At 73.5% G+C, this 25705-nt stretch carries 21 protein-coding genes, 4 tRNA genes and 2 pseudogenes; 22 read left to right on the top strand and 5 right to left on the bottom strand.

All coding sequences use genetic code 11. The features are described 5' to 3' along the window. Positions 1-26 precede the first annotated feature (26 nt). The 6 genes and pseudogenes from ACI795_RS15510 to ACI795_RS15485 all read left to right on the top strand — a co-directional run bounded on the left by ACI795_RS15510 (position 27) and on the right by ACI795_RS15485 (position 7048). Positions 27-1652, top strand: coding sequence for an NADH-quinone oxidoreductase subunit M (locus ACI795_RS15510; protein ID WP_457076432.1), 1626 nt, complete (start codon positions 27-29; stop codon positions 1650-1652). Continuing rightward, positions 1652-3193, top strand: coding sequence for an NADH-quinone oxidoreductase subunit NuoN (gene nuoN, locus ACI795_RS15505; protein ID WP_457076431.1), 1542 nt, complete (start codon positions 1652-1654; stop codon positions 3191-3193). Before ACI795_RS15510 ends, nuoN begins: the two co-directional genes overlap by 1 nt. A 71-nt stretch (positions 3194-3264) precedes the next feature. After that, complete coding sequence (locus ACI795_RS15500) at positions 3265-4338, top strand: polyprenyl synthetase family protein (RefSeq protein ID WP_457076430.1); 1074 nt, start codon at positions 3265-3267, stop codon at positions 4336-4338. 104 nt (positions 4339-4442) lie between these two features. Then, positions 4443-5081: pseudogene (locus tag ACI795_RS15495) on the top strand (leucine zipper domain-containing protein); the annotation flags it as partial. A gap of 127 nt (positions 5082-5208) precedes the next feature. Continuing rightward, positions 5209-5724 (top strand): annotated as a pseudogene (locus ACI795_RS15490) (helix-turn-helix domain-containing protein); the annotation flags it as partial. Positions 5725-5881: 157 nt separating this feature from the next. Continuing rightward, a complete protein-coding gene (locus ACI795_RS15485; RefSeq protein WP_457076429.1) occupies positions 5882-7048 on the top strand; it encodes a PQQ-dependent sugar dehydrogenase in 1167 nt (388 codons plus the stop codon). On the opposite strand, the gene ACI795_RS15480 is transcribed toward ACI795_RS15485, so the two are convergent. The 3 genes from ACI795_RS15480 to ACI795_RS15470 all read right to left on the bottom strand — a co-directional run bounded on the left by ACI795_RS15480 (position 7032) and on the right by ACI795_RS15470 (position 11484). After that, positions 7032-8354, bottom strand: a complete 1323-nt coding sequence (locus tag ACI795_RS15480; protein ID WP_457076428.1) for a cytochrome P450 — start codon at positions 8352-8354, stop codon at positions 7032-7034. The genes ACI795_RS15485 and ACI795_RS15480 overlap by 17 nt on opposite strands. A gap of 95 nt (positions 8355-8449) precedes the next feature. Further along, positions 8450-9556: a 2-oxoacid:ferredoxin oxidoreductase subunit beta gene (locus tag ACI795_RS15475; protein WP_457076427.1), complete on the bottom strand. Its 1107-nt coding sequence runs from the start codon at positions 9554-9556 to the stop codon at positions 8450-8452. Beyond that, complete coding sequence (locus ACI795_RS15470; protein WP_457076426.1) at positions 9553-11484, bottom strand: 2-oxoacid:acceptor oxidoreductase subunit alpha; 1932 nt, start codon at positions 11482-11484, stop codon at positions 9553-9555. The genes ACI795_RS15475 and ACI795_RS15470 overlap by 4 nt, the downstream gene beginning before the upstream one ends. Before the next feature lie 235 nt (positions 11485-11719). On the opposite strand from ACI795_RS15470, the gene htpX reads away from it, so the two are divergent. Continuing rightward, on the top strand, positions 11720-12592 hold the full coding sequence (htpX, locus tag ACI795_RS15465; protein WP_457076425.1) for a zinc metalloprotease HtpX: 873 nt from the start codon (positions 11720-11722) through the stop codon (positions 12590-12592). Between the two features lie 36 nt (positions 12593-12628). Here htpX and ACI795_RS15460 read toward each other — a convergent pair whose 3' ends face one another. Continuing rightward, entirely contained in the window at positions 12629-13120 is a 492-nt protein-coding gene (locus ACI795_RS15460) for a YajQ family cyclic di-GMP-binding protein (RefSeq protein WP_457076424.1), read from the bottom strand. Positions 13121-13211: 91 nt separating this feature from the next. Between ACI795_RS15460 and ACI795_RS15455 the strand changes: the two genes are divergently transcribed. Beyond that, positions 13212-13293 (top strand) — tRNA-Tyr (locus ACI795_RS15455). Between the two features lie 55 nt (positions 13294-13348). Here ACI795_RS15455 and ACI795_RS15450 read toward each other — a convergent pair. After that, complete coding sequence (locus ACI795_RS15450; RefSeq protein WP_457076423.1) at positions 13349-13801, bottom strand: pilus assembly protein TadG-related protein; 453 nt, start codon at positions 13799-13801, stop codon at positions 13349-13351. Between the two features lie 164 nt (positions 13802-13965). Here ACI795_RS15450 and ACI795_RS15445 point away from each other — a divergent pair, with 164 nt between their 5' ends. The 14 genes from ACI795_RS15445 (at position 13966) to rplA (ending at position 25418) form a co-directional block, all read left to right on the top strand. Beyond that, on the top strand, positions 13966-14247 hold the full coding sequence (locus ACI795_RS15445; protein ID WP_457076422.1) for a hypothetical protein: 282 nt from the start codon (positions 13966-13968) through the stop codon (positions 14245-14247). Further along, positions 14244-16343 carry a hypothetical protein gene (locus ACI795_RS15440; protein ID WP_457076421.1) on the top strand — a complete coding sequence of 700 codons (2100 nt, stop codon included), beginning with the start codon at positions 14244-14246 and terminating at the stop codon, positions 16341-16343. Before ACI795_RS15445 ends, ACI795_RS15440 begins: the two co-directional genes overlap by 4 nt. A 430-nt stretch (positions 16344-16773) precedes the next feature. Then, a complete protein-coding gene (locus ACI795_RS15435; RefSeq protein ID WP_457076420.1) occupies positions 16774-19314 on the top strand; it encodes a putative bifunctional diguanylate cyclase/phosphodiesterase in 2541 nt (846 codons plus the stop codon). A 108-nt stretch (positions 19315-19422) separates the two neighbouring features. Continuing rightward, positions 19423-19495 (top strand) — tRNA-Thr (locus tag ACI795_RS15430). A 57-nt stretch (positions 19496-19552) separates the two neighbouring features. Then, positions 19553-19626: transfer RNA gene (locus tag ACI795_RS15425), tRNA-Met, on the top strand. Between the two features lie 97 nt (positions 19627-19723). Then, the gene (gene rpmG, locus ACI795_RS15420) at positions 19724-19888 is read left to right on the top strand and encodes a 50S ribosomal protein L33 (protein ID WP_110553396.1); all 165 of its coding nucleotides are present in this window, start codon (positions 19724-19726) and stop codon (positions 19886-19888) included. A gap of 33 nt (positions 19889-19921) precedes the next feature. Then, on the top strand, positions 19922-20368 hold the full coding sequence (locus ACI795_RS15415) for an FAS1-like dehydratase domain-containing protein (protein ID WP_457076419.1): 447 nt from the start codon (positions 19922-19924) through the stop codon (positions 20366-20368). Then, positions 20365-20790: a MaoC/PaaZ C-terminal domain-containing protein gene (locus ACI795_RS15410; RefSeq protein ID WP_457076418.1), complete on the top strand. Its 426-nt coding sequence runs from the start codon at positions 20365-20367 to the stop codon at positions 20788-20790. Before ACI795_RS15415 ends, ACI795_RS15410 begins: the two co-directional genes overlap by 4 nt. A 23-nt stretch (positions 20791-20813) precedes the next feature. After that, positions 20814-22244, top strand: coding sequence for a peptidase M1 (locus ACI795_RS15405; RefSeq protein ID WP_457076417.1), 1431 nt, complete (start codon positions 20814-20816; stop codon positions 22242-22244). A gap of 242 nt (positions 22245-22486) precedes the next feature. Next, positions 22487-22562: transfer RNA gene (locus ACI795_RS15400), tRNA-Trp, on the top strand. A gap of 58 nt (positions 22563-22620) precedes the next feature. After that, positions 22621-23094, top strand: a complete 474-nt coding sequence (gene secE / locus ACI795_RS15395; RefSeq protein WP_457076416.1) for a preprotein translocase subunit SecE — start codon at positions 22621-22623, stop codon at positions 23092-23094. A 42-nt stretch (positions 23095-23136) separates the two neighbouring features. Further along, entirely contained in the window at positions 23137-24039 is a 903-nt protein-coding gene (nusG, locus tag ACI795_RS15390; protein ID WP_457076415.1) for a transcription termination/antitermination protein NusG, read from the top strand. Between the two features lie 97 nt (positions 24040-24136). Then, entirely contained in the window at positions 24137-24565 is a 429-nt protein-coding gene (gene rplK, locus ACI795_RS15385) for a 50S ribosomal protein L11 (RefSeq protein WP_153359795.1), read from the top strand. Between the two features lie 133 nt (positions 24566-24698). Beyond that, entirely contained in the window at positions 24699-25418 is a 720-nt protein-coding gene (gene rplA, locus ACI795_RS15380; protein ID WP_457076414.1) for a 50S ribosomal protein L1, read from the top strand. Positions 25419-25705: the final 287 nt, after the last annotated feature.

Below are 25705 nucleotides of genomic sequence, written 5' to 3'. Positions count from 1 at the left end.
GGCGGACCGGGCCTGGAGGGCGACCGATGACCGAGTTCCCGTACCTGCTGGCGATGATCGCCGTGCCCGCGCTGGGGGCGGCCGTCGTCGCCGCGCTGCCCACCGCCCGCGCCGGCCTCGCCCGGCTGCTGGCGCTGGGCACCAGCCTGGTGGTGCTGGCGCTCGCGGTGCTGGCCACCGTCGCCTTCGACACCGCCGGTCCCCGGTTCCAGCTGACCACCTCGGTCGCCTGGATCCCCGACTTCGGCGTCGACTTCGCCCTCGGCGTCGACGGGATCGCGCTGGCGATGCTGCTGCTGACCGGCGTGCTGGTCCCGGTCGTCGTCCTCGCCTCCTGGCGGGACGTCGCCCCCGGACGGCGGTCGATGCGCACCTTCTGGGCCTGGCTGCTGGTGCTCGAGGCCACGCTGGTCGGCGTCTTCGCCGCCACCGACGTCTTCCTCTTCTACGTCTTCTTCGAGGCGATGCTCATCCCGATGTACTTCCTGATCGGGGGCTTCGGCGGACCGAACCGGCAGTACGCCGCGGTGAAGTTCTTCCTCTACAGCCTGCTCGGTGGGCTGGTCATGCTCGCCGCCGTCATCGGCCTGTACGTGGTGAGCAACTCCCAGCTCGGCGAGGGCACCTTCGCCTTCGACGCGCTGCGCCAGCTGGAGATCGACCCGGGCGTGCAGAAGCTGCTGTTCGCCGGGTTCTTCGTCGCCTTCGCCATCAAGGCGCCGCTGGTGCCCTTCCACACCTGGCTGCCCGACTCCGGCGCCGAGGCGCCGATCGGCGGGGCGGTGCTGCTGGTGGGCGTGCTGGACAAGGTCGGCACCTTCGGGTTCCTGCGCTACTGCCTGCCGCTGTTCCCCGACGCCTCCCGCGACCTGGCGCCGGTGGTGCTGGTGCTCGCCGTCGTCGGCATCCTCTACGCGGCGCTGGTGGCGATGGGGCAGAGCGACCTGAAGCGACTGGTGTCCTACACCTCGATCGCCCACTTCGGCTTCATCGCGCTGGGCATCTTCGCCTTCACCACCGAGGCGGTCACCGGCGCGGTGCTCTACATGGTCAACCACGGGATCGCGACCGGGCTGCTCTTCCTGGTGGTCGGCATGCTGATCAGCCGCGGCGGCTCGCGTCGCATCGCCGACTACGGCGGCGTCGCGGGGAAGGCACCGATGCTGGCCGGGGCCTTCCTGATCGCCGGCCTGGCGTCGCTGGCGCTGCCGGGCACCAACAGCTTCGTCAGCGAGTTCCTGGTGCTCATCGGCTCGTTCCCGGTACGACCGGTCTTCACGATCCTGGCCACCGTCGGCATCGTCCTCGCCGCGCTCTACGTGCTGCTGGTCTACCAACGCACCATGCACGGCCCGCCGCGGGGCGTGCTGCTGGTGGAGGACCCCGACGGCGGCACGGCCGTCCCGCCGGTGCCCGACGGCGGCGGCGGAGCCACCGCGGTGCTCACCGCCCCGGAGCGCACGCGCACCATGCGGGTGGCCGACCTGAGCCGGCGGGAGCTGGCCGTCGTCGCCCCGCTGGTGGCGCTGGTCCTGGTGCTCGGGTTCGCCCCACAGCCGTTGATCGACCTGGTGGAGCCCGCGGTCCAGGCGACCGTGGCCGACGTCGGTGGCGACCCGGACGGCGTCGTGCCGGCCGTCGAGGGGGAGTGATGGGCGGGATCGCGGCACCGGACCTGTCGTTCGCGGCGCTCGCGCCGCTGCTGCTCACCTTCGGGGCGGCCTGCCTCGGTGTGCTGGTGGAGGCGTTCGTGCCCCGCCGGGTGCGGCAGCCGGTGCAGGTCGTGCTAGCGCTGGCCGGCACGGTCGGCGCCCTCGTCGCCGTCCTGCTGCTGGCCGGCACCCGGGAGGTCACCGCCGCCGGGGCGCTCGCCGTCGACGGCATGGCGCTGTTCCTGCAGGGCACCATCGCCGTCCTGGGCGCGCTGTCGGTGCTGCTGTTCGCCGAGCGGTCGCTGGACCCGGCCCGTTCGGCGTTCGTCGCCGCTGCCGCGGTCCCCGCCGGCAGCGTGCGTGACCGGCAGCTGGCCACCGACGAGCGGGTGCAGACCGAGGTCTACCCGCTGGCCTCCTTCGCCGTCGGCGGGATGATGCTGTTCACCGCCGCCAACGACCTGCTGCTGCTGTTCGTGGCGCTGGAGGTGCTCAGCCTGCCGCTGTACCTGATGGCCGGGCTGGCCCGTCGCCGGCGGCTGCTGTCCCAGGAGGCGGCGGTGAAGTACTTCCTGCTCGGTGCCTTCTCCTCCGCGTTCTTCCTCTACGGGCTGGCGCTGGTCTACGGCGCCACCGGCACGGTCCGGCTCGCCGGGATCCGGGACGCCGTCGCCGGTGAGGGCGCCGGCACCCTGCTCGTGCTCGGCCTCGGGCTGCTGGTCGTCGGGCTGATGTTCAAGGCCAGCGTCGCGCCGTTCCACACCTGGACGCCGGACGTCTACCAGGGCGCTCCCACCGCGGTGACCGCCTTCATGGCCGCGGCCACCAAGGTCGCCGCGTTCGGCGCGGTGCTGCGGGTGCTCTACGTCGCGTTCGGCACCGAGGTGTGGGCATGGCGGCCGCTGGTCTACGGCCTGGCGATCGCCTCGATGGTGGTCGGCGCGGTGCTCGGGCTCACCCAGACCGACCTCAAGCGGATGCTCGCCTACTCCTCGGTGGCGCACGCCGGCTTCCTGCTGACCGGCGTCATCGGCCTGGGGGCGGGGGAGGGCTCGGGCCTGGCCGCGACGATGTTCTACCTGCTCACCTACGGGCTGATGACCCTCGGCGCGTTCGCGCTGCTCACCCTGGTCCGGGACGGCGACGGCGAGGCCACCCACCTCGCGCAGTGGGCGGGCCTGGCGCAGCGCTCCCCGGTGGTGGCCGCGCTGATGACCTTCTTCCTCCTGGCCCTCGCCGGCATCCCGCTCACCAGCGGGTTCACCGGGAAGTTCGCCGTCTTCCGGGCCGCCATCGGCGACGGCGCCTGGCCGCTGGCCCTGGTGGCGCTGCTCACCAGCGCGGTGGCGGCGTTCTTCTACCTGCGGGTCGTGGTGCTCATGTACTTCTCCGAGCCGGCGCCGGACGGGCCGACCGTGGGCGTGCCGGGGCTGCCGACCAGCGTCGTCCTCGGCCTCACCGCGGCCGCCACCCTGGTGCTCGGCGTCCTCCCCGGCGCGGTCCTGGACCTGGCCGGCTCCGCCGCCGTGCTGGTCGGCTGACCGGGCGCCCGGGGCCGGGTGCGCCGCCCGGTGCGCCGCGCCCGCCCGGCGGCAGCTATCTTCGGCTGTTGATGACCGGAGCCGGCACCACCAGCCCGTGGGGCGGGGGGCACGACACCCAGCGGGAGACCGCCTGGCACCGGCCCTCCAGCCCCGCCTCGACGATCGGCCCCTGGCTGCCCGAGGGTGAGCTCGGCGCCGCGCTGGCCGCCGGCCTGGTCCAGGTGGAGGACGCGCTGACCACCGCGGTGGCCAGCGAGAACGCCTTCGTCAACGAGGCAGCGAGCCACCTGATGGCCGCCGGGGGCAAGCGGTTCCGGCCGATGCTCGCGCTGCTGGCCGCCCAGCTCGGCGATCCGGACGCGGCGGGGGTGGTCGAGTCCGCCGTCGTCTGCGAGCTGACCCACCTGGCCACGCTGTACCACGACGACGTGATGGACGAGGCGTCCGTGCGCCGCGGCGCCCCCAGCGCCAACAGCCGCTGGGGCAACAGCGTCGCCATCCTCACCGGCGACTTCCTCTTCGCCCGCGCCTCCGATCTGCTCGCCGACCTCGGCCCGGAGGCCGTCCGGGTGCAGGCCAAGACCTTCGAGCGCCTGGTCACCGGTCAGCTGCGCGAGACCGTCGGCGCCCAGCCGGGGGAGGACCCGGTCGCCCACTACCTGGCGGTGCTGGCCGACAAGACCGGCTCGCTGGTGGCCACCTCCGCGCGGTTCGGCGCCTCCTTCGCCGGAGCCGACGCCGAGCTGGTCGCCGCGCTGACCGCATTCGGCGAGGAGGTCGGCGTCGCCTTCCAGCTGTCGGACGACCTGCTGGACATCGTCAGCACCGACGGCTCCTCGGGGAAGTCGCCCGGCACCGACCTGCGCGAGGGCGTCGCGACCCTGCCGGTGCTGTTCGCCCTCGCCGGTGACGACCCGGCGGAGGCCCGGCTGCGCGAGCTGGTCTCCGGCCCGGTGGTCGACGACGCGGCGCACGCCGAGGCGCTCGACCTGCTGCGCGGCTCGGCCTCGCTGGCCCGCGCCACCGCCGTCACCGAGGAGTACGCCGACCGGGCCCGCGCCCGCCTGGCCGCCGTCCCCGACGGGCCGGTGCGCGAGGCGCTGTCCGCCCTGTGCACCTACGTGGTGACCCGCACCAGCTAGATGTACCCGGCCAGGACGTTGGTGACGGCGGTCGGGCTCGAACGCAGGAGAACCTCCGAGTGGGGTGTGGCTTGTCGAAGGCCCACATCCGCCCGGAGGTCTTCGTGTCCCACGGTGATGCCCGTCTGACCGTCCACGGCCGCAAGTTGATCGTCGACCGGCACCGGGCCGGCTGGCGACAGGCGCGCATCGCCGCAGCGATGGGTGTCTCGCGCACGTGCGTGCGGACCTGGATTGCCCGGCACGCCGCTGAAGGCGAGACCGGCCTGGTCGATCGGTCCAGCCGCCCGCACACCACCCCGACGCGTACCTCAGTCGAGGTCGAGGAGCGCATCATCGAGCTGCGGGACCGGGAGCGCCGGGGGCCGGACTGGATCGGCGCCGAGTTGGGTGTGCCGGCCCGCACGGTGTCCCGGGTGTTGGCCCGGCGTGGGCGGCCTCGGCTGTGCGCGCTGGACCCGATGACCGGGCAGGTGATCCGTTCCTCGAAGACGACCGCGACCCGCTACGAGCGGTCCCGGCCCGGCGAGCTGGTGCACATGGACGTGAAGGAGCTCGGGCGCATCCCCGACGGCGGTGGCTGGCGAGCCCACGGCCGCGCCGCCGGCAGCACCAGCCGTGACCGGGCCACGAGGGTCGGCTACGACTACGTGCACTCGCTGGTCGATGACCACTCCCGGCTGGCCTACTCCGAGGTCTTGGCCGACGAGAAGGGCGCCACCTGCGCCGGGTTTCTCACTAGATGTACTGACCGGAGACGTTGGTCGAGGGCGTGTGATCACAGGATCTGAAGAAGGTCCTGTGAGGGAGGACCTCCGGACGTGGAGTGGAGCTGCTGAAGGCGACCACGTACACGACCCGGAGGTCCTCGTGTCCCACGCTAATGCCGCGCTGACTCCGCGCCACCGACTCAGGCTGGCGCGGTTGATCGTCGACGAAGGCTGGCCGGTCAGCCAAGCCGCAGCGGCGTTCCAGGTGTCCTGGCCGACGGCCAACCGGTGGGCGGTGCGCTACCGGCAGGCCGGCGAGGCAGGGATGGCCGACCGCAGCTCACGGCCGCATCGCAGCCCGCGCCGGACCCCGCAGTCGGTGGTGCGCCAGATCGTGCACCTGCGCTGGGAGCAGCGCCTGGGGCCGGTGGAGATCGCCGCCCGCGTCGGCGTCGCGCCTTCCACCGCCCACCAGGTGCTGCGTCGCTGCCGGCTGCACCGCCTCTCCCACGTCGACCGGGTCACCGGTGAACCGGTCCGCCGCTACGAACACGACCGGCCCGGGGCGCTGCTGCACGTGGATGTGAAGAAGCTGGGCAACATTCCCGGCGGCGGCGGCTGGCGCTACCTCGGTCGCGCCCAGGGCGACAAGAACCGCGCAGCGACACCGGGCAAGGCATGCCCCCGATCAGCCGCCTGGCACCAACCTGATGGCCGGGTCCAGCTAGAGCGCGTCACCCACGTTCGGTGTCGCTCTCGCGAAGAGCCGCAGTCCTCGACTCAGGGGCCGGCGGCGACGGGTGCTCCGTCCCGATCGCGGGCACCCTGGGCAGGTGACCTCCCGCTCCCGTACCGCGCCCGGCCTTCTCGTCATCGTGTTCATCGCCGGCTGCGGTGCGGATCCCGCCGCCGAGTCGGCCGCCCCGACCAGCGCACCCGCGGCGGCGCCCGCCTTGGAGGTCGAGGTGGTGGCCGACGGGCTGGACCACCCCTGGGACGTCGACCAGGCACCCGACGGCACGCTGCTGCTCGACGAGCGTGGCGGCGGCCTGACCGCCGTCCTCCCCGACGGCACCGTGCAGCCGGTGGACGCCGACTTCGACGACCTGTTCGCCGACGGCGAGACCGGCCTGATGGGGCTCACCCTGGACCGGGCGTTCGCCGAGAGCCGCCGCTTCCACACCTGCCAGGGCGTGCAGGAGGGCGGCAGCGCGGAGATCCAGGTGATCGCGTGGACCGTGTCCGCGGACTGGACGTCGGCGACCCGGGTGGCCGACCCGCTGCTCGGCGGCATCCCGGTCAACGAGGCCAGCGGCCGGCACGGCGGGTGCCGGGTCGAGTTCGGCCCCGACGGCGCGCTGTACGTCGGGACGGGGGACAACGCGGTCGGCACCAACCCGCAGGATCTCGCCACGCTGGCCGGCAAGGTCCTGCGGATCGACCCGGACACCGGGGAGGCCCTGCCGGACAACCCCTTCACCGGCGATGCCGCCGCCGCGGACCGGATCCTCACCTACGGGCACCGCAACGTGCAGGGCCTGGCCGTGCGCCCGGACTCCGGGCAGGTGTACTCGGTGGAGCACGGGCCCGACCGCGACGACGAGGTCAACCTGCTGCAGCCCGGTGCCGACTTCGGCTGGGACCCGGTCGGGTCGGGCACGTACGACGAGAGCGTCCCGATGACCGCCGAGGGGGCCGTGCCCGCGGTGTGGTCCTCCGGTGACCCGACCATCGCCCCGTCCGGGGCGACGTTCGTCAGCGGCGAGGAGTGGGGCAGCTACGACGGGGTGCTGATGGTCGGCGTGCAGAAGGACACCGGCGTCCTCGGCCTGCGGCTGGGCCCTGACGGCGAACTGCTGGAGCAGTTCCGCGTGCCCGAGCTGGAGGACACCTACGGCCGGATCCGGACCCCGGCGCAGGGCACGGACGGGGCGCTGTACCTGACCACCGACAACGGCGGCGGCGAGGACCAGTTGCTCCGGGTCACGCCCGGGAGCTGACCGGGATCCGCAGCGGTCCGCGCAGCACCGTGGCGACCCGGGGCACCCCGCGGCCCGCCACCCGCAGCCGGGGCGCGCGCTCGGCGAGCAGCCGGAGCGCGACCTCGGCCTCCAGCCGGGCCAGCGGTGCGCCGAGGCAGTAGTGCGCGCCGCTGGAGAAGGCCAGGTGCGGGCTGGTCTGTGCACGACGGACGTCGAAGCGGTCGGGGTCCCGGTGGGCCGCCGGGTCACGCCCCGCGGCCCCGAGCAGCACCAGCACGCCGTGGTCGCGGCGGATCGGCACGCCGTCGACCTCGGCGTCCTCGTGGGCGACGCGGGCGGTCAGCTGCACCGGCGGGTCGAAGCGCAGCGTCTCCTCGACGGCCGCCGCGGCCAGCGACGGGTCGTCGGTGAGGGCACGCCACTGTCCCGGCTCGGCCAGCAGCGCCCGCACCGCGTTGCCGATCAGGTTCGTGGTCGTCTCGAACCCGGCGACCAGCAGCAGCTGGGCCAGCGCCAGGACCTCGTCGACGGTCGCCCCGCCGTCATCCACGGCGGTGGCCAGGGCGCTCACCACGTCGTCGCCGGGTTCCCGGCGGCGCTGCTCGAGCAGCCCGCCGAACAGCTCCCTCAGGTCGGCGGTGGTGGCGGCCAGCTGCCGAGCGTGGCCCGGTGACCGGACGCCGTCCAGCGCGCTGCCCAGGACCCGGCCCCAGCGGGCGAACCGGTCCCGGTCGACCGCCGGCACGGCCAGCAGGGCGGAGATCACCGTGATGGGGAGCGGGGACGCCAGGTCGCGCACCAGGTCGAACCGGCCCTCCCGCCGGTCGCGGGCCAGGGCCTCGTCCAGCAGCCGGGCGGTGACGTCCTCGGCGACGGCGCGGTACTCCACCAGCCGGTGGGGGGAGAAGGCGGGCTGCGCGAGCCGGCGGAGGCGGGTGTGGTCGGGCGGGTCCTGGGTCAGCAGCGACAGGTCCACCGGCTCGAACACGGCGGCCGCGTTGCTGCCCGCCCCGCCCTCGTCCATCCGGCGCCGCCCGTCCGCGAGCCGGACGCCGAACCGCCGGTCCCGGAGCACGGCCGCGCAGCTGGCGTGGGTGGCCACGGCGGTGATCCCGGTCCGGCTGCGCACCGGCCCGCCGCCCGGCGCGGTCTGCGCCGCACGGAGGTCCCGGTAGACGGGGTAGGGGTCCAGTCGCCACGGCCGGTGCAGCAGCCGGGCCACCCGGTCACCGCCGACCGCCAGGGCGAGCCCGCCGCTGCGGAGCACACCGATCTGCAGGCCGAGCCCGGCGTCCTCCCGCAGCCGGGCGAGGCGCTGGTCCACGGCGTTCACCCCCTGCCCCCGAACTGCTCAGGAGCATCGCACGCCAGTGGCCCAGGACCTCGCAGGTCCTGGGCCACTGGCGTTCAGCATCCGGGTCAGGCGGGGACGGTCCAGCTGTCCCCGCCGGCGAGCAGCGCGTCGAGGTCGGCCGGCTGCTGCGCGGCGGCGTCCTCGAGCTGGTCGGCCATCATCCGCTCGTAGGAGGGCTTGGCCACCGACCGGAAGACGCCCATCGGCGTGTAGCGCAGGTCCTGGCTGGAGAGCCGGGACAGCGCGAACGCGTAGGCCGGGTCCTCGCGGTGGGCGTCGTGCCGGACGATCTGGGAGGCGTCGACCTGGTTGGTCTCGGCGATCCGCAGGCCGCCGAAGTCGTCGCGGACCACGCAGGAGGCGCCGTCCGGGCCGAACACCAGCGGCTCCCCGTGCACCAGCGGGATCGTCCACATCGGGCCCGTGGTCGGGTCCTTGAGCAGCTCGAATGCGCCGTCGTTGAAGATGTTGCAGTTCTGGTAGATCTCCACCAGCGACGTGCCCTGGTGCTCGGCGGCCTGCCGCAGCACCTCGGTCAGCCCCTTGCGGTCGGAGTCCATCGCCCGCCCGACGAAGGTGGCGTCGGCGCCCAGCGCGAGCGACACCGGGTTGAACGGGTGGTCCAGCGAGCCCATCGGCGTGGACTTGGTGACCTTGCCGATCTCGCTGGTGGGCGAGTACTGGCCCTTGGTGAGCCCGTAGATCCGGTTGTTGAACAGCAGGATCGTCATGTTCACGTTGCGGCGCAGCGCGTGGATCAGGTGGTTGCCACCGATGGAGAGCGCGTCGCCGTCGCCGGTGACGACCCAGACCGACAGGTCCGGGCGGGAGGCGGCCAGGCCGGTCGCGATCGCCGGGGCGCGGCCGTGGATCGAGTGCATCCCGTAGGTGTTCATGTAGTACGGGAAGCGCGAGGAGCACCCGATGCCGGACACGATGACCATGTCCTCGCGGGCGATGCCCAGGCTCGGCAGGAAGCTCTGGACGGCGTTGAGGATGACGTAGTCACCGCAGCCGGGGCACCAGCGGACCTCCTGGTCGGTCTTGAGGTCCTTGGCCTTGAGCGCGGTCTGCTTCTCGCCGTTGGTCTCCACCGAGCTGGCGATGGCGTCGGCGATGGGGCCGGGGGCCGGCATCCCCAGGTCGTGCACGTGGGCATCGAGGGCAGTCACGAGATGGCTCCGTTCCCGGCCGCGACGGCGGCCGGAGTGCTGGTGCTGTCGATGACGTCCTGCAGGACCCCGGCGAGCTCGGCGGCCCGGAAGGGCAGCCCGCGCACCTGGGTGTGGCTGACGACGTCGATGAGGTACTTCGCCCGCAGCACCATGGCCAGCTGCCCGAGGTTCATCTCCGGGCAGATCACCCGGTCGTACCGGGCGAGGATCTCGCCGAGGTCGGCCGGGAGCGGGTTGAGGTGGCGCAGGTGGACCTGGGCGATCGACCGGCCCGACGCGCGGATCTGCCGGCAGGCCGCCCCGATCGGCCCGTACGTGGATCCCCAACCGATGACCGCGACCCGCGCATTCCCCTCCGGGTCGTCGACCTCGGTGGCCGGGATCGAGGCGGCGATGCCGTCGATCTTGGCCTGCCGGGTGCGGGTCATGAAGTCGTGGTTGGCCGGGTCGTAGGAGATGTTGCCGGTCTTGTCGGCCTTCTCCAGCCCACCGATCCGGTGCTGCAGCCCGGCGGTGCCCGGTACCGCCCAGGCGCGGGCGAGGGTCTCCGGGTCGCGCAGGTAGGGCAGGAACTCACCCTCCGTGCCGTCCTCGGCGCTGCCGTTGGGCGCGGTGGCGAAGTCAACCGACAGGTCGGGCAGCTCGGAGGCGTCCGGGATCGACCACGGCTCCGCGCCGTTGGCCAGGTAGCCGTCGGAGAGCAGCATCACCGGGGTGCGGTAGGTCAGCGCGATGCGGACCGCCTCGAGCGTGGCGTCGAAGCAGTCGCCGGGGGAGCGCGGGGCGATCACCGGGACCGGCGCCTCGCCGTTGCGGCCGTAGAGGGCCTGCAGCAGGTCCGACTGCTCGGTCTTGGTGGGCAGCCCGGTCGAGGGGCCGCCCCGCTGCACGTCGACGATCAGCAGCGGCAGCTCGGTCATCACCGCCAACCCGATCGTCTCGGCCTTGAGGGCGACGCCCGGCCCGGACGTCGTCGTCACGCCGAGCGCGCCACCGAACGAGGCCCCCAGGGCCGCCCCGATGCCGGCGATCTCGTCCTCGGCCTGGAACGTGCGCACGCCGAAGGACTTGTGCTTGGACACCTCGTGGAGGATGTCGCTGGCCGGGGTGATCGGGTACGCGCCGAGGAACACCGGCAGGCCCGAGCGCTGCCCGGCGGCGATGATCCCGTAGGCCAGCGCCTGGTTGCCGGAGATGTGCCGGTACTTCCCCGGCGCCATCTTGGCCGGCTTCACCTGGTAGGAGACGGCGAACGCCTCGGTGGTGTCGCCGTAGTTGTAGCCGGCGCGGAAGGCCGCGATGTTCGCCGCGGCGATCTGCGGCTTGCGGCGGAACTGGCGCTCCAGGAACCGGACGGTGCCCTCGGTGGGCCGGTGGTACATCCAGCTCAGCAGACCGAGGGTGAACATGTTCTTGCTCCGCTCGGCCTCCTTCTTGCCGAGCCCGGAGTCCTTGAGCGCCTCCAGCGTGAGGCCGGTCAGCGGCACGCTCACCAGCTGCCAGCTCTCCAGCGAGCCGTCCTCGAGCGGGTTGGTGGCGTAGCCCACCTTCGCCAGGTTGCGGGCGGTGAACTCGTCGGAGTCGGCGATGATCAGCCCGCCGCCGGGCAGGTCGGGGAGGTTGGCCTTGAGCGCGGCCGGGTTCATCACGACCAGCACGTCGGGGGCGTCCCCGGGGGTCATGATGTCGTGGTCGGCGAAGTGCAGCTGGAAGGAGCTGACCCCGGGCAGGGTGCCCGTTGGCGCCCGGATCTCGGCGGGGAAGTTCGGCAGCGTCGACAGGTCGTTGCCGAAGGTCGCGGTCTCGCTGGTGAAGCGGCCGCCGGTCAGCTGCATGCCGTCGCCGGAGTCGCCGGCCAGACGGATGACGACACGGTCGAGCTCGACGACGCTCTTCACCAGGCCGCCAGGGGCGGAGCTGGGCACGGTCGGGTCCACGGCGGGGTGCATGCCGGGGGCAACGCCGTCCGCGCCGGGGGTGATTCCGGGAGTGGTGCCAGTCATCTGTGAGGTACCTCCGGCTGGCCAGGTTACGTGCGGGTTGCCGGCACCGGACGGGTCGAGCGCGAACGTGAGGCACCGCACAGAGGGTTGGCTGCCCTCACAACGGCTCCCCAGGTCCCCGGGGAACGGCCGCTGGGCTCCCTCCGTTCTGCAGGTCGTGCAACGGTGGAACAACGGTCTGAAGACGGCGGTGCTGCTCGGCCTCATGGCCGGCGCGATCCTGCTGGTCGGCAGTTTCTTCGGCCGGGGTGGGCTGCTGATCGCCCTGGTGGCCGCCCTCGGGGTCAACGGGTACGCCTACTTCAACTCCGACAAGCTCGCCCTGCGGGCGATGCGTGCGTTCCCGGTGACCGAGACGCAGGCGCCTCAGCTGTACGCCATCGTGCGGGAGCTGGCCACCTCGGCGCGGCAGCCGATGCCCCGGCTCTACGTCAGCCCCACCGACCAGCCCAACGCGTTCGCCACCGGGCGCAACCCGCGCAACGCCGCGGTCTGCTGCACCCAGGGGATCCTGGAGCTGCTGGACCGGCGCGAGCTGCGCGGGGTGCTCGCCCACGAGCTGTCGCACGTCTACAACCGCGACATCCTGATCAGCTCGGTGGCCGGCGCGATGGCCACCGTGATCACCTACCTGGCGCACATGGCGATGTTCGCCTCGCTGTTCGGTGGTCGCTCCGACGACCGCGAGGGCGGTGGCGCGCTGGGTGGGCTGCTGCTGGTGTTCCTCGGCCCCATCGCCGCCGGCCTGGTGCAGATGGCGGTCAGCCGGAGCCGGGAGTACCAGGCCGACGCCTCCGGGTCCCAGCTCTCCCAGGACCCGCTGGCGCTGGCCAGTGCGCTGCGCAAACTCGAGCAGGGGGTGGCCGTGCGCCCGCTGCCCCAGGACGACCGGCTGGTCACCCAGAGCCACCTGATGATCGCCAACCCGTTCCGCGGGTCGGGGATGGCGTCGATGTTCGCCACGCACCCGCCGATGCCGGAGCGGATCGCCCGGCTGGAGGAGCTGGCGCGCCACCTCGGCCAGCGGTGAGCGCGGGCCCCCGTCGCGGGACGGGGGCCCGCTCGCTCACCGGTAGTTGTCGAACTGCAGGGCGACGTCGAGGTCCTTGCCCTTCAGCAGCTGCTGGACCGCCTGGAGGTCGTCGCGCTTCTTGCCGCTGACGCGCAGCTGGTCGCCCTGGATCTGCGCCTGCACGCCCTTGGGGCCCTCGTCGCGGATGATCTTGGCGATCTGCTTGGCCTTGTCCGAGGCGATGCCCTGCTGGATCGTCGCGGAGATCTTGTAGCTCTTGCCCGAGGCCTGCGGCTCCCCGGCATCGATCGCCTTCATCGAGATCCCGCGCTTGACCAGCTTCTCCTTGAAGACCTCCAGCGCCGCCGCCACCCGCTCCTCGGTGTCGGCCGTCAGCGTGACGCCTTCCTCCCCGGCCCAGGCGATCGAGGCGTTCACGCCCCGGAAGTCGAAGCGCTGGGAGAGCTCCTTGCCGGCCTGGTTCAGGGCGTTGTCGACCTCCTGCCGGTCGACCTTGCTCACCACGTCGAAGGACGCATCGGCCATCTCGGTACCTCCTCTGCCCCGGGCGACCCACCCACCGGTGCCCCGGCGGGTGGCCGACCCTCGTCTTGTACTCTCTTCCCCGTACCACCACGGCGGGTTGCCCGAGTGGCCAATGGGAGCGGACTGTAAATCCGTCGGCTTAGCCTACGAAGGTTCGAATCCTTCACCCGCCACGCCTGGTACGAACGGCCCCCGACCACCGGTCGGGGGCCGTTCTGTCTCTCCGGGTCAGGGCGCCGTCGGGGCCCGGGCGCTGGCCACCGCGGTGCGTTCCAGCGGTTCCCCGGCGAGGAACAGCCAGCCGAAGGCGATCTCCACGGCCCGGGTGCAGCGCACCGTCACCTCGACGCCGTCGGTGGTCGCCGACCACGCGTCCAGCCGCGCCCCGGCGTCGGTGAGCTGGTCGGCGACGGCGGCTTCGGCCCCGGCCCGGGTGAGGGGCAGCTCGGTGCCGACGCCCTGCCGGTAGACGACCGCCTCGTCGGTCTGGTTCGCCGCCGCGAGAGCGGCCCCGTCGCACACCGACTGGACCTCCTGCTGTTCCAGGAAGGCATCGGAGGCGGCGACGGCGCCCAGCACCATCAAGGCGGCGACCAGCCAGCAGACCAGCACGAAGGGCAGCGTCGACCCGGCCTCGGGGTCGGGCCGGACCGGGTCGGCGCCGGCCGGGTGGGCACGCACGCGGGCAGCGTAGGTCCCGGGCGGCCCCGCGGGGCACCGTTGTCCACCGATTGTGGACGACTCCTGTGGACAGTGTGGACGACGGCTCCTCCGGCCCCGGGTGGTCCGGTCGGGCCTGTGGACGACGCCCGGGCGGGTGTCCGCGGGCGCCGCAGACTGCCCGCATGGCGATCGAGGTGGTCCCCGGCCGGCTGTACGAGCTGGCGCGGGTGCTGGAGGCGGCGGCGGGGCAGGTCGCCCGCTCCCGGCAGGCGGTTCCCCACGGCGGCGTCGGTGGCCCGCTGGACCCGGCGGTGACCGCGTGCACCGAGACCGTCCGCTCGGCCGCCGGCTGCCTGGCGGCCGAGCTCACCTGGCTCGGCGGTGCCGTGGCAGCCGCGGCGGACTCCTGGCTGGGGCTGGACGGGTCGGTGCTCCCGGTGCGCGGTGAGGGCACCCCCCGGTGACCGCCCTGCCGACGCCGGTCAGGCTCCCCGACCCGCCGGGATCGGTCGCAGCGCTCGGTGCGGTCCTCGACGAGCTCCGGTCGGCCGCCTTCACCGCCGGGCTGGCCGGCCACCTCCTGGGCCCCGCCACGGTGCTCACCGGCTGGCAGGGGGCCGACGCGCGGGTCGCCGCGGGGGAGGTGGCGGCCGCCCTCGCCGTCGCCGGCGAGCTGCACCGCTGCCTGACCGTCGTCCTGGACCGGCTGACCGAGCACCGCGACCTGTGGCTGGGCGTGCTGGCGCGGCTGCGGGGGCTGCGGGAGGACCAGCGCGCCGACTTCGCGGAGGCCCGTGCGCGGTTCGGCGCGCTGCTCGCCGCCGTGCACAGCGGCGACGCCTCGGCCGAGGGGCAGGCCGAGGTGCTGGTGGCCCGCCTCGCCGCCGCGGACGACGCCCGCGCGGCCGAGCACGAGGCGCTCCTCGCCGACCTGGTGCGCGACGCCGCGGGCGCGGCCGCGGTGCTGGCCGCCGCGGCCCGCGGCCTGACCGGCGGTGCCCGCCTGGCGTCGGGCGCCGCCGTCACCGTGCACCTGGCCGGTCTGCTGCCCGGATGGGGACGGGGGGCGCTGGCCACGATGGGGGTCACCGCGGCGGCCGAGCTCACCGCCCCGAGCGGCGTCACCGACGTGCGCGAGGCCGCCGTCCGCTGGGCCGACGTCGTCGCGGAACCGGTGGTCGCCGAGGCGTTCGTCACCGCCCTCGGCGCGGAGGGGCTCACCTTCCTGCTCGCCCTGCTGCACCAGTTGGCGGGGACGGGCGAGGAGGTCCCGCTGGCCGGGCTGCTGGCCACCGCGCTCACCGTGGCCGGGGTCGGCGAGCGGCCGGCCCCCCGGGTGCGCGAGGTGCTCGCTGCGACGGCGCTCCCGGTGCACGACCCCGATCCGCAGCACGATGCGATCGCGGTCGGGATGGGTGCCGTGCTCGCGGCACCCGGCGCCGGCCCGGGCCTGGCCGCCGCGTGGGGTCAGCGGATGCTCGAGCGGGAAGCGGCGCAGGGGCACCGCGCCGTCGACCGGGTCACCGGGGGACGGCCGGACCCGGTGGTCGCGGCGATCACCGCCGTCGTGCGGGGTGGCGAGCCGGCGGCGGCGGGCAGGCTGCTGGGGACGCCCCGGGCCTGGGACGCCGTGCTGGGCCGGAACTGGCTCGACGACGGCCGCGCCCTGACGGCGCTGATCGAGCTGGCCGCGGACTCGGCCGATGCCGAGCAGGTCGCCCGCGGTGCACTCGGCGTGCTGGGCCAGGGACTCGACCCGGCGGGCGGGCAACCCGGGGGCCCGGACGCCGGGGAGCCGGTGGACCTGGCGACGATGGCGCAGCTGTCGGATGCGATCGGCCTGCTGCTGGCCGGGCAGCCGGAGCTGCTGGGGCGCGAGCTCGCCGCCGCGGGCACGGGGGAGGACCTGTCGCCGGCGCGGGAGACCCGGCTGCGCGGGCTCGGCCTGCTGCTCACCGAGTCGGCGGCCGAGCAGCGGGTCACCAGCAGCATGGTCGGCGGGCTGGCCCTGGGCGGTGAGCACCGGGCCGAGACGGCCGGCGCGCTGGTGGCCGTCCAGGAGTTCGGCCACCGGGCCCGGTACGCGCTGCGCTTCGCCGAGGTGCTGGTCGAGACCCGCGCCTGGGAGGGCACCTACGACCTGCTCACCGCGCCGGTGCAGCTGGTCCGCTCCGCGCGGGTCGCCCCCGCGCTGGGCGTGCTCGTCGACGCCGGGGCGGTGCTGCTGCACGCGGACGGCCGGATCCGGATCGAGCCCGACGACGGTCCGGTCCGCACCGCGGAGGACGCGGGACGACTCGCGGCGGCAGTCGTCGCCGGGGCGGCCGGGGTGCGTCCGTCCGGGGTCGGCACGCCGGCCGGGCGCGCTGCCGTCGACGCCGGGGCAGCGGCGTTCACCCGCACGTCGGGGGTGCTGACGCTGCCCACGTTGCCGGCCCGGTACACCGGGAGCGCGGTCGGCGCGGTCGTGTCCGACGTGGTCGAGGGGCTTGCCTCCAACGCGCTCGAGCAGCCACCGGGCCGCAACCGCCGGCCGGTGGCGCCGGACGGTCCGCGATGAGCTGGTCACCCGAGATGACGACGCTCCGCGATCCCCGTGACACAGCGTGACGACACTACGAAAACTTCCGACACCGCCGGGGGATGCACTTGCCCGAACGAGTGACCTTCTGCAATGTGATCACTGCGGTGTGTTGCCGGAGACGCTCTGCCCCCGCGTGGGCCGCTGCCGCTCAGCGAGATCTGACAGAGCAGACCGTCATGCCCCGAGGAGACACGATGTCCACCGCCACCAGCTCTTCCATCGCCCGCACCGCCACCGCCGACCGCGGCTGGAAGTGGACCCGCGGCTGGAAGTGGACCCGCTGAGCGCGCACACCTGACGTTGGGGCGGCCCTTTCCGGGCCGCCCCAACGGGTGAGCGAGCCCCCTCGGACGCCGAGCGCGCTGTTACCGTCGGCGGACCAGCCTCCTCTAGAGACAGGCTCACGTTGGCCGATCAGCCGGTCCCCGAGCGGCGGGGGCACTCACCCCTGCATCGTCCCGGGACGATCGGCGTCCTCACCCTGGTGGTGGCCGCGGTCGTCGCGGCTCTCGTCCTGCCCGAGGACTGGGCTGCTCCGTCCCCCTGGGCGGTCCTCACCCTGCTGGTCGCCTTCCTGCTGACCGAGTCCGCCCAGCTCGACGTCGAGTTCCGCCGGCAGACCATCTCCTTGTCGCCCACCGAGATCCCCCTGGTGGTCGGCCTGGTCGAGGTGGGCGGCGTCTGGACCGCGGCCTGCCGGGTCGTGGCCGTCCTGGTGGTCATGGCCGTCCGGCACAACTCCCCGGCGAAACTCGCCTTCAACGCCGGCATCGCGGTGCTCGAGCTGTGCGCAGCCCTCGCGGTGCTCGAGGTCCTCCCGCCGCTGCAGCTCACCCAACCGCTCGGCTGGGCGTCGCTGGTGCTCGCGGTGCTGAGCGCCAACCTCGTCGGGATGGCCGGGGTCTGCCTGGCGATCACCCTCACCGAGGGCTTCCCGAGCCGGCCGTTCTGGGCGGCGGCCCTCCCGAACGCGCTGTTCGCGCCGTTGAGCGTCGTCATCGCGATCATCGCCCTGCTGCTGGTCGAGGAGACCCCGTGGGCGTGGGTGCTGATCCTGCCGATGCTGCTGGGTGCCCTGGCGATCTTCCGGCAGTCGGCGCGCGCGGCGCGGGAGCGGCGAACCGTGCAGCGCGTCTACGACTTCGCCCGCCGGGTCGAACTGGTCAGCCCGGACGAGGCCGGTACCCACGAGATCGTGCGCGCGGTCCGCGAGCTCCTGAACGCCGACCGGGTCGCGCTGTGGCTGCCTCCCTACCTCGACGACGGGCCGCAGCTCCTCGTCGACGCGACCGATCCCGACCTCGCCTGGTACGACGGGCCGGGCGACCCGGACGACCTGCTCCGCCGCCGGGCGACCGCGCCGGATGCCGTCGGGGCCGTCCTCGTCTCGAAGGCCCGCGTGGCCGGCGACGAGCTCGCGGCCCTGGACCGCCGCGGCGCCCGGGAGGTGCTCGGCGCGGCCGTGGTCACCGCCGCCGGCGAGCCGGGTTACCTGGAGGTCTGCGACCGGCGCAGTGACACGGTCACGTTCGCCGCTGCCGACCGGGCGGCGCTGGAGTCGATGCTGACCCACGTCAACGCGGCGATCCGGCAGCAGCAGCTCCTCGGTCAGATCCGGCACGACGCCGACCACGACCGGCTGACCGGGCTGCCCAACCGGCAGCGGCTGGCCGCGGAGATCGACGCGCTGCTGCAGGCCGAGCCTGACAGTGCCCGCGTCGGGCTCGTGCTGGCCGCGCTGGACGGCTACACCAACGTCACCGACACCCTGGGGCACGCCGCCAGCGACGAGCTGCTGATGGTGACCGCGGGGCTGCTGCGCGAGCACGCCCCGCCGCAGGCCGTGCTGGCCCGCATGGAGGGCGGTCAGTTCGCCGTGCTGCTGCCGGGGCTCTCGCTCGCGGCGACCGAGCGGGCCGCCCGCCGGCTGCGGGAGGCCGCCTCCACCCGCGCCCAGGTCGCCGGGCTGGACCTGGAGGTGTCGCTGACCATCGGCGTCGCCGCGGCGCCGGTGCACGGCTCGGACGCGGGAGCGCTCATCCAGCGCGCGGACGTCGCGCTGTTGGCCGCACACGGGTCCAGCGGCGTCGCCACCTACCACCCGGTGCTGGACCAGCAGAGCCTGCGCCGGCTCCAGCTGGGCACCGAGCTGGAGGCGGCGATCGCCGACGGCCAGATCACCGTGGTGTTCCAGCCGATCGTGGAGACGCGTACCTCCGACATCGTCTCGGTCGAGACGCTGGTCCGCTGGGCCCACCCCCGCTACGGCGACGTCCCGCCGGACGACTTCATCGCCCTGGCCGAGCAGATCGGCCGCATCGGGCCACTCACCGACCACGTGCTCGACCGTGCGCTGGACCGCTGTCGGCGCTGGCTGGACCAGGACATCGCCCTGTCGGTGGCGGTGAACCTCTCGGCCCACTGCCTCGCCGAGCCCGACCTGGTCGACCGGGTCCGCCGCGCGCTGCGGCACCACGGGGTCCCCGGGGAGCTGCTCACCCTCGAGCTCACCGAGGGCAGCGTCGTCGACGACACGGTCCGCAACGGCACCGTGCTGGCCGACCTGCACGCGCTGGGGCTCCGGTTGTCGATGGACGACTTCGGCACCGGCTACTCCTCGCTGTCCCAGCTGCGCGCGCTGCCCATCGACGAGCTGAAGATCGACAAGAGCTTCGTGCTGGGCATGTCGACCAGCCAGAACGAGTCCTTCATCGCCCGGTCGATCGTGGAGCTGGCGCACAACCTGGGGCTGCGGGTGGTCGCCGAGGGCGTGGAGGACGAGGTGACCCGGGACCTGCTGGCCCAGATGGGCTGCGACAAGGTGCAGGGCTTCCTGGTCAGCCGGCCGCTGCCGGAGGACCGGCTGGAGGGGTGGCTGCTCGCCCGCAGTGGTGTGCGCACCGCGGCGCCGGGTGGCACCCACCGCCGGTTGTTCGTCCGGACCTGACTGTTACAGTCCTCCCTGCGCACGGAACGAGGCGGGAACGCCGGCCGCACCGACCCCCTGTCGAGGGGTGAGGGAACGCCGGGTAGAGTGTCTCCTCGACCCGAGCACGCCCCTTTAGCTCAGTCGGCAGAGCGTCTCCATGGTAAGGAGAAGGTCTACGGTTCGATTCCGTAAAGGGGCTCGTAAGATCCAGTACTGACCACCGGTCCAGTCGCGAGACCGGGCCGCGCGGTCGCCCGGCGGTGTAGCTCAGCCTGGTAGAGCAAGCGGCTCATAATCGCTGTGTCACCGGTTCAAGTCCGGTCACCGCTACTCCGGACGGACCCCGCTCGCGGGGTCCGTCGTCGTGTCCGGCACCTGCTGGGCGCGGGCACCACCCACCCGACCAGCACAAGGCGAGGAAGCACTCATGGCTGCCACTGACGTTCGTCCGAAGATCACCCTGGCGTGCCAGGAGTGCAAGAACCGCAACTACATCACCCGCAAGAACCGGCGGAACGACCCCGACCGGATCGAGCTGAAGAAGTACTGCCCGACCGATCGCAAGCACACGCTGCACCGCGAGACCCGCTGACCCCAGCGGACGTCGAGGCGAGAGGGCGGGAGCATGGCGCTGGACGCAGGACTGGTCGGGCGCAGCTACCCGCCCTCTGCCGTCTACGAGGTCGGGCGGGAGAAGATCGCCGAGTTCGCCACCGCGCTCGGTGACCCCGACCCGGTCTACCGCGACCCGGCCGCGGCGCAGGCGCTCGGGCACGCCGACGTCATCGCGCCGCCCACCTTCGCGATCGTGCTGAGCCTGGGCGCCGGCAACGTCGTCGTCGACGACCCCGAGGTGGGGATCGACTACAGCCGGGTCGTCCACGGCGAGCAGCGCTTCACCCACCACCGCCCCGTCCGGGCCGGCGACCGGCTGGTCGCCACCGCCACCATCGACGCGATCCGGTCGGTGGCCGGCAACGACATGCTCACCACCCGGGTCGACCTGGCCACCGAGGACGGCGAGCCGGTCTGCACCACCCGCTCGATGCTCGTCGCCCGGGGCACCGCATGACCCGGCTGCGCGCCGACGACGTCGCCGTCGGCACCGAGCTCCCCGAGCAGACCTCGCGGGTCACCCGCGCGGACCTGGTCCGCTACGCCGGCGCCTCGGGTGACTTCAACGTCATCCACTGGAGCGACCGGGTGGCCGGCGAGGTCGGCCTGCCCGGCGTCATCGCGCACGGCATGCTCACCGCCGGGCTGGCTGCCCGGGCGGTCACCGCGTGGGCCGGTGACCCGGGTGCGGTCGTCGACTACCACGTGCGGTTCAGCCGCCCGGTCGTCGTCCCCGACGACGACGCGGGGGCCGAGGTCACCGTGCGCGGCCGGGTCGCCGCGCTGCTGGACGACCGCCGGGTCCGCGTCGACCTCACCGTCACCAGTGGGGGCGAGAAGGTGCTGTCCCTGGCGCGCGCCGTCGTCGCGCTGGCCTGACGGCCGGGTTCGCGGGCGCCACCGTGCGCAGGAGCCCGCTGCTGCCCGCGCTGCTGGTGGCCACGGCGGCCCTGGCCGCATGCGCCGACGACCAGCCCGCACCCACCGCGTCGTCCAGCTCGGCGTCCGCGCCGGTCGCCGCCCGCTCCTGGGACGGGTCCTGCCCGGAGGCTCGCGTCCGGCCCGACCCCGACCGCCCCGTCGTCGACCTGGCGTTCGCCCTCGCCGCGGACCTGCGCACGGTCACCGGCACCGAGGTCGTGCGGTTCACCCCCGACGTCCCCACGGCGGAGCTGGTCTTCCGGCTGGTCCCGAACGCCCCGGGCACCGCGGCGGCGGGCAACCGGCTCGTCGTGGACGCCGCCGCCGGTCCGGACGTCGTGGGCGGCCGGTACGAGCCGGCGGGTGCCGCGGAGCCCGGCGGGATCTACGTGGTGGCTCTCGGCCGGACGCTCACGGCGGGGGAGCGGACCGAGGTCGCCCTGGAGTTCACCCTGACCCTCGGCGGGAGCGGCTTCGACCGGCTCGGCACCGACTCCGGCGTCGCCTGGTGGGCCAGCGGCGCCCCGCTGCTGGCCTGGGAGCCGGGGGTGGGCTGGGCCCGCGACCCGTTCGTCCCGCTGACGGGGGAGACCGCGACCAGCCCGGTCAGCGACACCACGATCTCCGTGGACGCCCCGGCCGAGCTGACCGTGCTGATGACCGGCGACCAGGGGGAGCCCACCCGGCCCCACGACGGCCGCCGCACCTGGACCTCCACCGAACCGGTCGCCCGGGACGTCAGCGTGGCCGTCGGGCGGTTCGTCACGGCCGAGACCGAGGTGGCCGGGGTCCGGGTCACCACCGGCGCACTCCCGGGATCCGGCCACGACCCGGCGCGGCTGGCCCGGACCACCGGAGCCGCGATCGAGGCGCTCGAGAGGCGCTACGGGCCGTTCCCCTACGCCACCCTGACCGTGCCCTGGCTCCCCGACGCCGGTGGTGGCATCGAGTACCCCTCGTCGATCCTGCTGGCCAGTGACGCCGAGGTCGTGCTGGTCCACGAGGTCGCCCACATGTGGTTCTACGGCATGGTCGGGAACTCGCAGTTCCGCGACCCGTGGCTGGACGAGGCCTTCGCCAGCCATGCGGAGTCCGTGGTGTACCCGGGCCGCGGCGCCCGCGCCGAGCGGTTGCTGGAGCTGCCGGGGGACGTCGGTGGCTCCATGGCCGGGTTCCCCGACGACCGCAGCTACGTCACGGCCGTCTACGGCAAGGGGGCGGTTGCGCTCCAGGCCGCGCGGGAGCAGGCGGGTGCGGCGGCGTTCGACGCCGCACTGCGCTGCTACCTCGACGCCCGGGCCTGGACGATCGCCACCCCGGCCGACGTGGCGGCGGCGTTGAGCGGCCTGCCCGCCGCTCTCGCCGTCCTGCGGCGGGCCGGGGCGCTGGAGCCCGCGGACCGCACCGGCTGACCGGGCCGGCCGCCCCGTAGAAGGGGTCCTGCCCGGCCGTGTTGGTCAGTGCTCCCGCCGGTCCCGTACACTCGTTCCCCTGGGGCCAGCATGACCCCGCCACCGGCGTGCCCCGGGACCCTCTGGGGCCCGGACGCGCTGCGGCGCGGACCGGTCCCGGGCGGGTGTTCCTGAGGGTGTCCCAGGTGTCCTGCGCGAGCGATGCTCGTGGAGGGCCGGACGGGTGGCCCGACGGGGCTCCTAGGGGTGTAGCTCAATTGGCAGAGCAGCGGTCTCCAAAACCGCAGGCTGCAGGTTCAAGTCCTGTCACCCCTGCCACCGACCGACGACCGGCGCCGAGCCGGCACAGACCAGTCACCGAGCAGAGCGAGGCGTTGTGAGCGAGAAGGACGGCGAGCCGAACGGCGAGCACCTCGACGACGCCGAGCAGTTCGACCGCGATGCCCCGGGCGTCGACGACGCCGCCGAGCTCGAGGCCGCCGAGGCGGAGATCGCCGACGATGCGGAGAGCGACGAGGACAAGGTCGTCGCCACCCCCACCCGGCGTCAGCGCGGCGCCGGCCGCACGGGCAGCCGCCCGGCCGGCCGGGCGGCCGAGGGCCGCACCGGGGAGGGCACCCGCTCCCGGGCCGCCGCCGAGCGGGCACGCGCCGAGGAGCTGCGGGACAAGCGCAGCATCGGCCGGTTCCTCCGCGAGGTCGTCGCCGAGCTGCGCAAGGTCATCTGGCCCGGCCGCAAGGAACTGATCACCTACACGACCGTCGTGATCATCTTCGTGGCGGTCATGGTCGCGCTCGTCGCCGGCCTGGACATCGTCTTCGCCCAGGGCGTGCTCGCCGTCTTCGGCTGAGCACCCCGCGAGCTGCACCGCCCCCCAGGAGGAAGAGACCACGTGACTGACCCCCGCGAGCCCTTCGAGACCGACAACGCCGTCGAGGGCACCGACCTCGACGATGCACGGTTCGACGTGCGCGGCAGCGCCGACCTCGAGACCGGAGCCGACGAGCCCGGCGCCGCCGAGGGGTCCAGCGACACCACCGACCAGGACACCGCGACCGGCGGCTCCGACGTCGTCCCCGAGGTCGAGTCCGGCGAGCCGGGCACGCTGGCCGGTGACCCGCAGCCCGAGCCGGCGCCCGACCACGACCCGGTGGTCACCGAGGCCCTCGAGACGGCCGAGGAGGCCGACGAGGACCCGCGCGAGACACTGCGCAGCACGCTGCGCAGCCAGTTCGGCGACTGGTACGTCATCCACTCGTACGCCGGCTACGAGAACAAGGTGAAGACCAACCTGGAGTCCCGCATCACGTCGCTGGACATGGAGGACTACATCTTCCAGATCGAGGTGCCCACCGAGGAGGTCACCGAGATCAAGAACGGCAAGCGGACCCAGGTCAACCGCAAGAAGCTGCCCGGCTACCTGCTGGTCCGGATGGACCTCAACGACGAGTCCTGGGGGGCGGTCCGCAACACCCCCGGTGTCACCGGCTTCGTGGGCGCCACGTCCAAGCCCTCGCCGCTGAGCATCGACGAGGTCGTCAACCTGCTGGTGCCCGCCACCCCGGTCAAGACCGCCGTGGTGGCGGCCGAGACCAGCTCGCCCGCCGCCGGCCCGGCGCCCACGGTCGAGTTCGAGGTGGGCGAGTCGGTCACCGTCATGGACGGCCCCTTCGCGACGCTGCCCGCCACCATCAACGAGATCAACGCCGAGCAGCAGAAGCTGCAGGTGCTGGTCTCGATCTTCGGCCGCGAGACGCCGGTCGAGCTGTCGTTCACCCAGGTCTCCAAGATCTGACGAAGGACCCCCTCGCCCCCCGCCCTTCGCACGCTCAGGGTGGGACCCTGCGAGGGGGCCGTTCCAGCCAGTCACCACCGTCACGAAGAAGGAAGTCATGCCCCCCAGGAAGCGGTTGACCGCGGTCATCAAGCTCCAGATCAACGCCGGTGCGGCCACCCCCGCGCCGCCCGTGGGCCCCGCCCTCGGTCAGCACGGCGTGAACATCATGGAGTTCTGCAAGGCGTACAACGCCGCCACGGAGTCGCAGCGCGGCAACGTCATCCCGGTCGAGATCTCGGTCTTCGAGGACCGGTCGTTCACCTTCGTCACCAAGACCCCGCCGGCCGCGCGCATGCTGCTCAAGGCCGCTGGTGTGGAGAAGGGCTCGGGCGAGCCGCACAAGACCAAGGTCGCCACCGTCACCCGCGACCAGGTCCGCGAGATCGCGCAGACCAAGATGGCCGACCTCAACGCCAACGACCTCGACCACGCCGAGAAGATCATCGCCGGCACCGCCCGGTCGATGGGCATCACGGTCCAGTAAGGCACCAACGGCCTCGTTCGAGGCTCATCCCGAGCTTGCGAGGGGTGAGGAGAACGGGGTCCTCAATCTGTGGGAGGGCCTCGCCGGGCCCGCGCACCACGCGACCCCCGATCCGGGGGGAAGGAGCACCACCATGGCGAAGCACGGCAAGAACTACCGCAAGGCCGCCGAGCTGGTCGACGCGGACGGGCTGTACAGCCCGCTGCAGGCCGCCGGCCTGGCCAAGCAGACCTCGACCACCAAGTACGACGCGACCGTCGAGGTCGCGATCCGGCTCGGCGTCGACCCGCGCAAGGCCGACCAGATGGTCCGCGGCACGGTCAACCTGCCGCACGGCACCGGCAAGACCGCCCGGGTCATCGTCTTCGCGACCGGCGACAAGGCCGCCGAGGCCGAGGCCGCCGGTGCCGATGTGGTCGGCTCCGACGACCTCATCGAGCGGATCCAGGGCGGCTTCCTGGACTTCGACGCCGCGATCGCGACCCCGGACCAGATGGCCAAGGTCGGTCGCATCGCCCGCATCCTCGGCCCCCGTGGCCTGATGCCGAACCCGAAGACCGGCACGGTGACCCCCGACGTCACCAAGGCCGTCAACGACATCAAGGGCGGGAAGATCAACTTCCGCGTCGACAAGCAGGCCAACCTGCACCTGGTCATCGGCAAGGCGTCCTTCGACGAGACCAAGCTGGTGGAGAACTACGCTGCCGCCCTCGACGAGGTGCTCCGCGCCAAGCCGTCGGCGGCCAAGGGCCGGTACCTGAAGAAGGTCACCATCTCCACGACCATGGGCCCGGGCATCCCGGTCGACCCGAACCGCACCCGCAACCTGACGGTCGACGAGGCCAGCGCCTGATCGAGGACCTCGTCCAGACGCACGGCGTCGCCCCTCGCGGGGCGGCGCCGTTCGTCGTCTCCGGGCCGGTTGGCGCGGTCGACCGGGCATGGCGTACTCTTGCCGCTGTTCCCCCCATGACCGCTTGGTCGTCGCACGTCCGCGTGCGATCGAAGGTCCGGACCACCGGACGGCCCGCGCAGGTGGACGGTTCGACGAACGCGTCGGAGCCCGGGTCGGTCGACCCGGAGTCCCCGGCCTTCCTCGCCCCGTGCGCCCTGCGCCGGGGCGTTCCTCGTCTCCGGGCC

The organism is Modestobacter sp. SYSU DS0290 (assembly GCF_054050955.1).
Note: the sequence above shows the minus strand (reverse complement) of the source record. Positions and strands in the feature narration are given on the sequence as shown.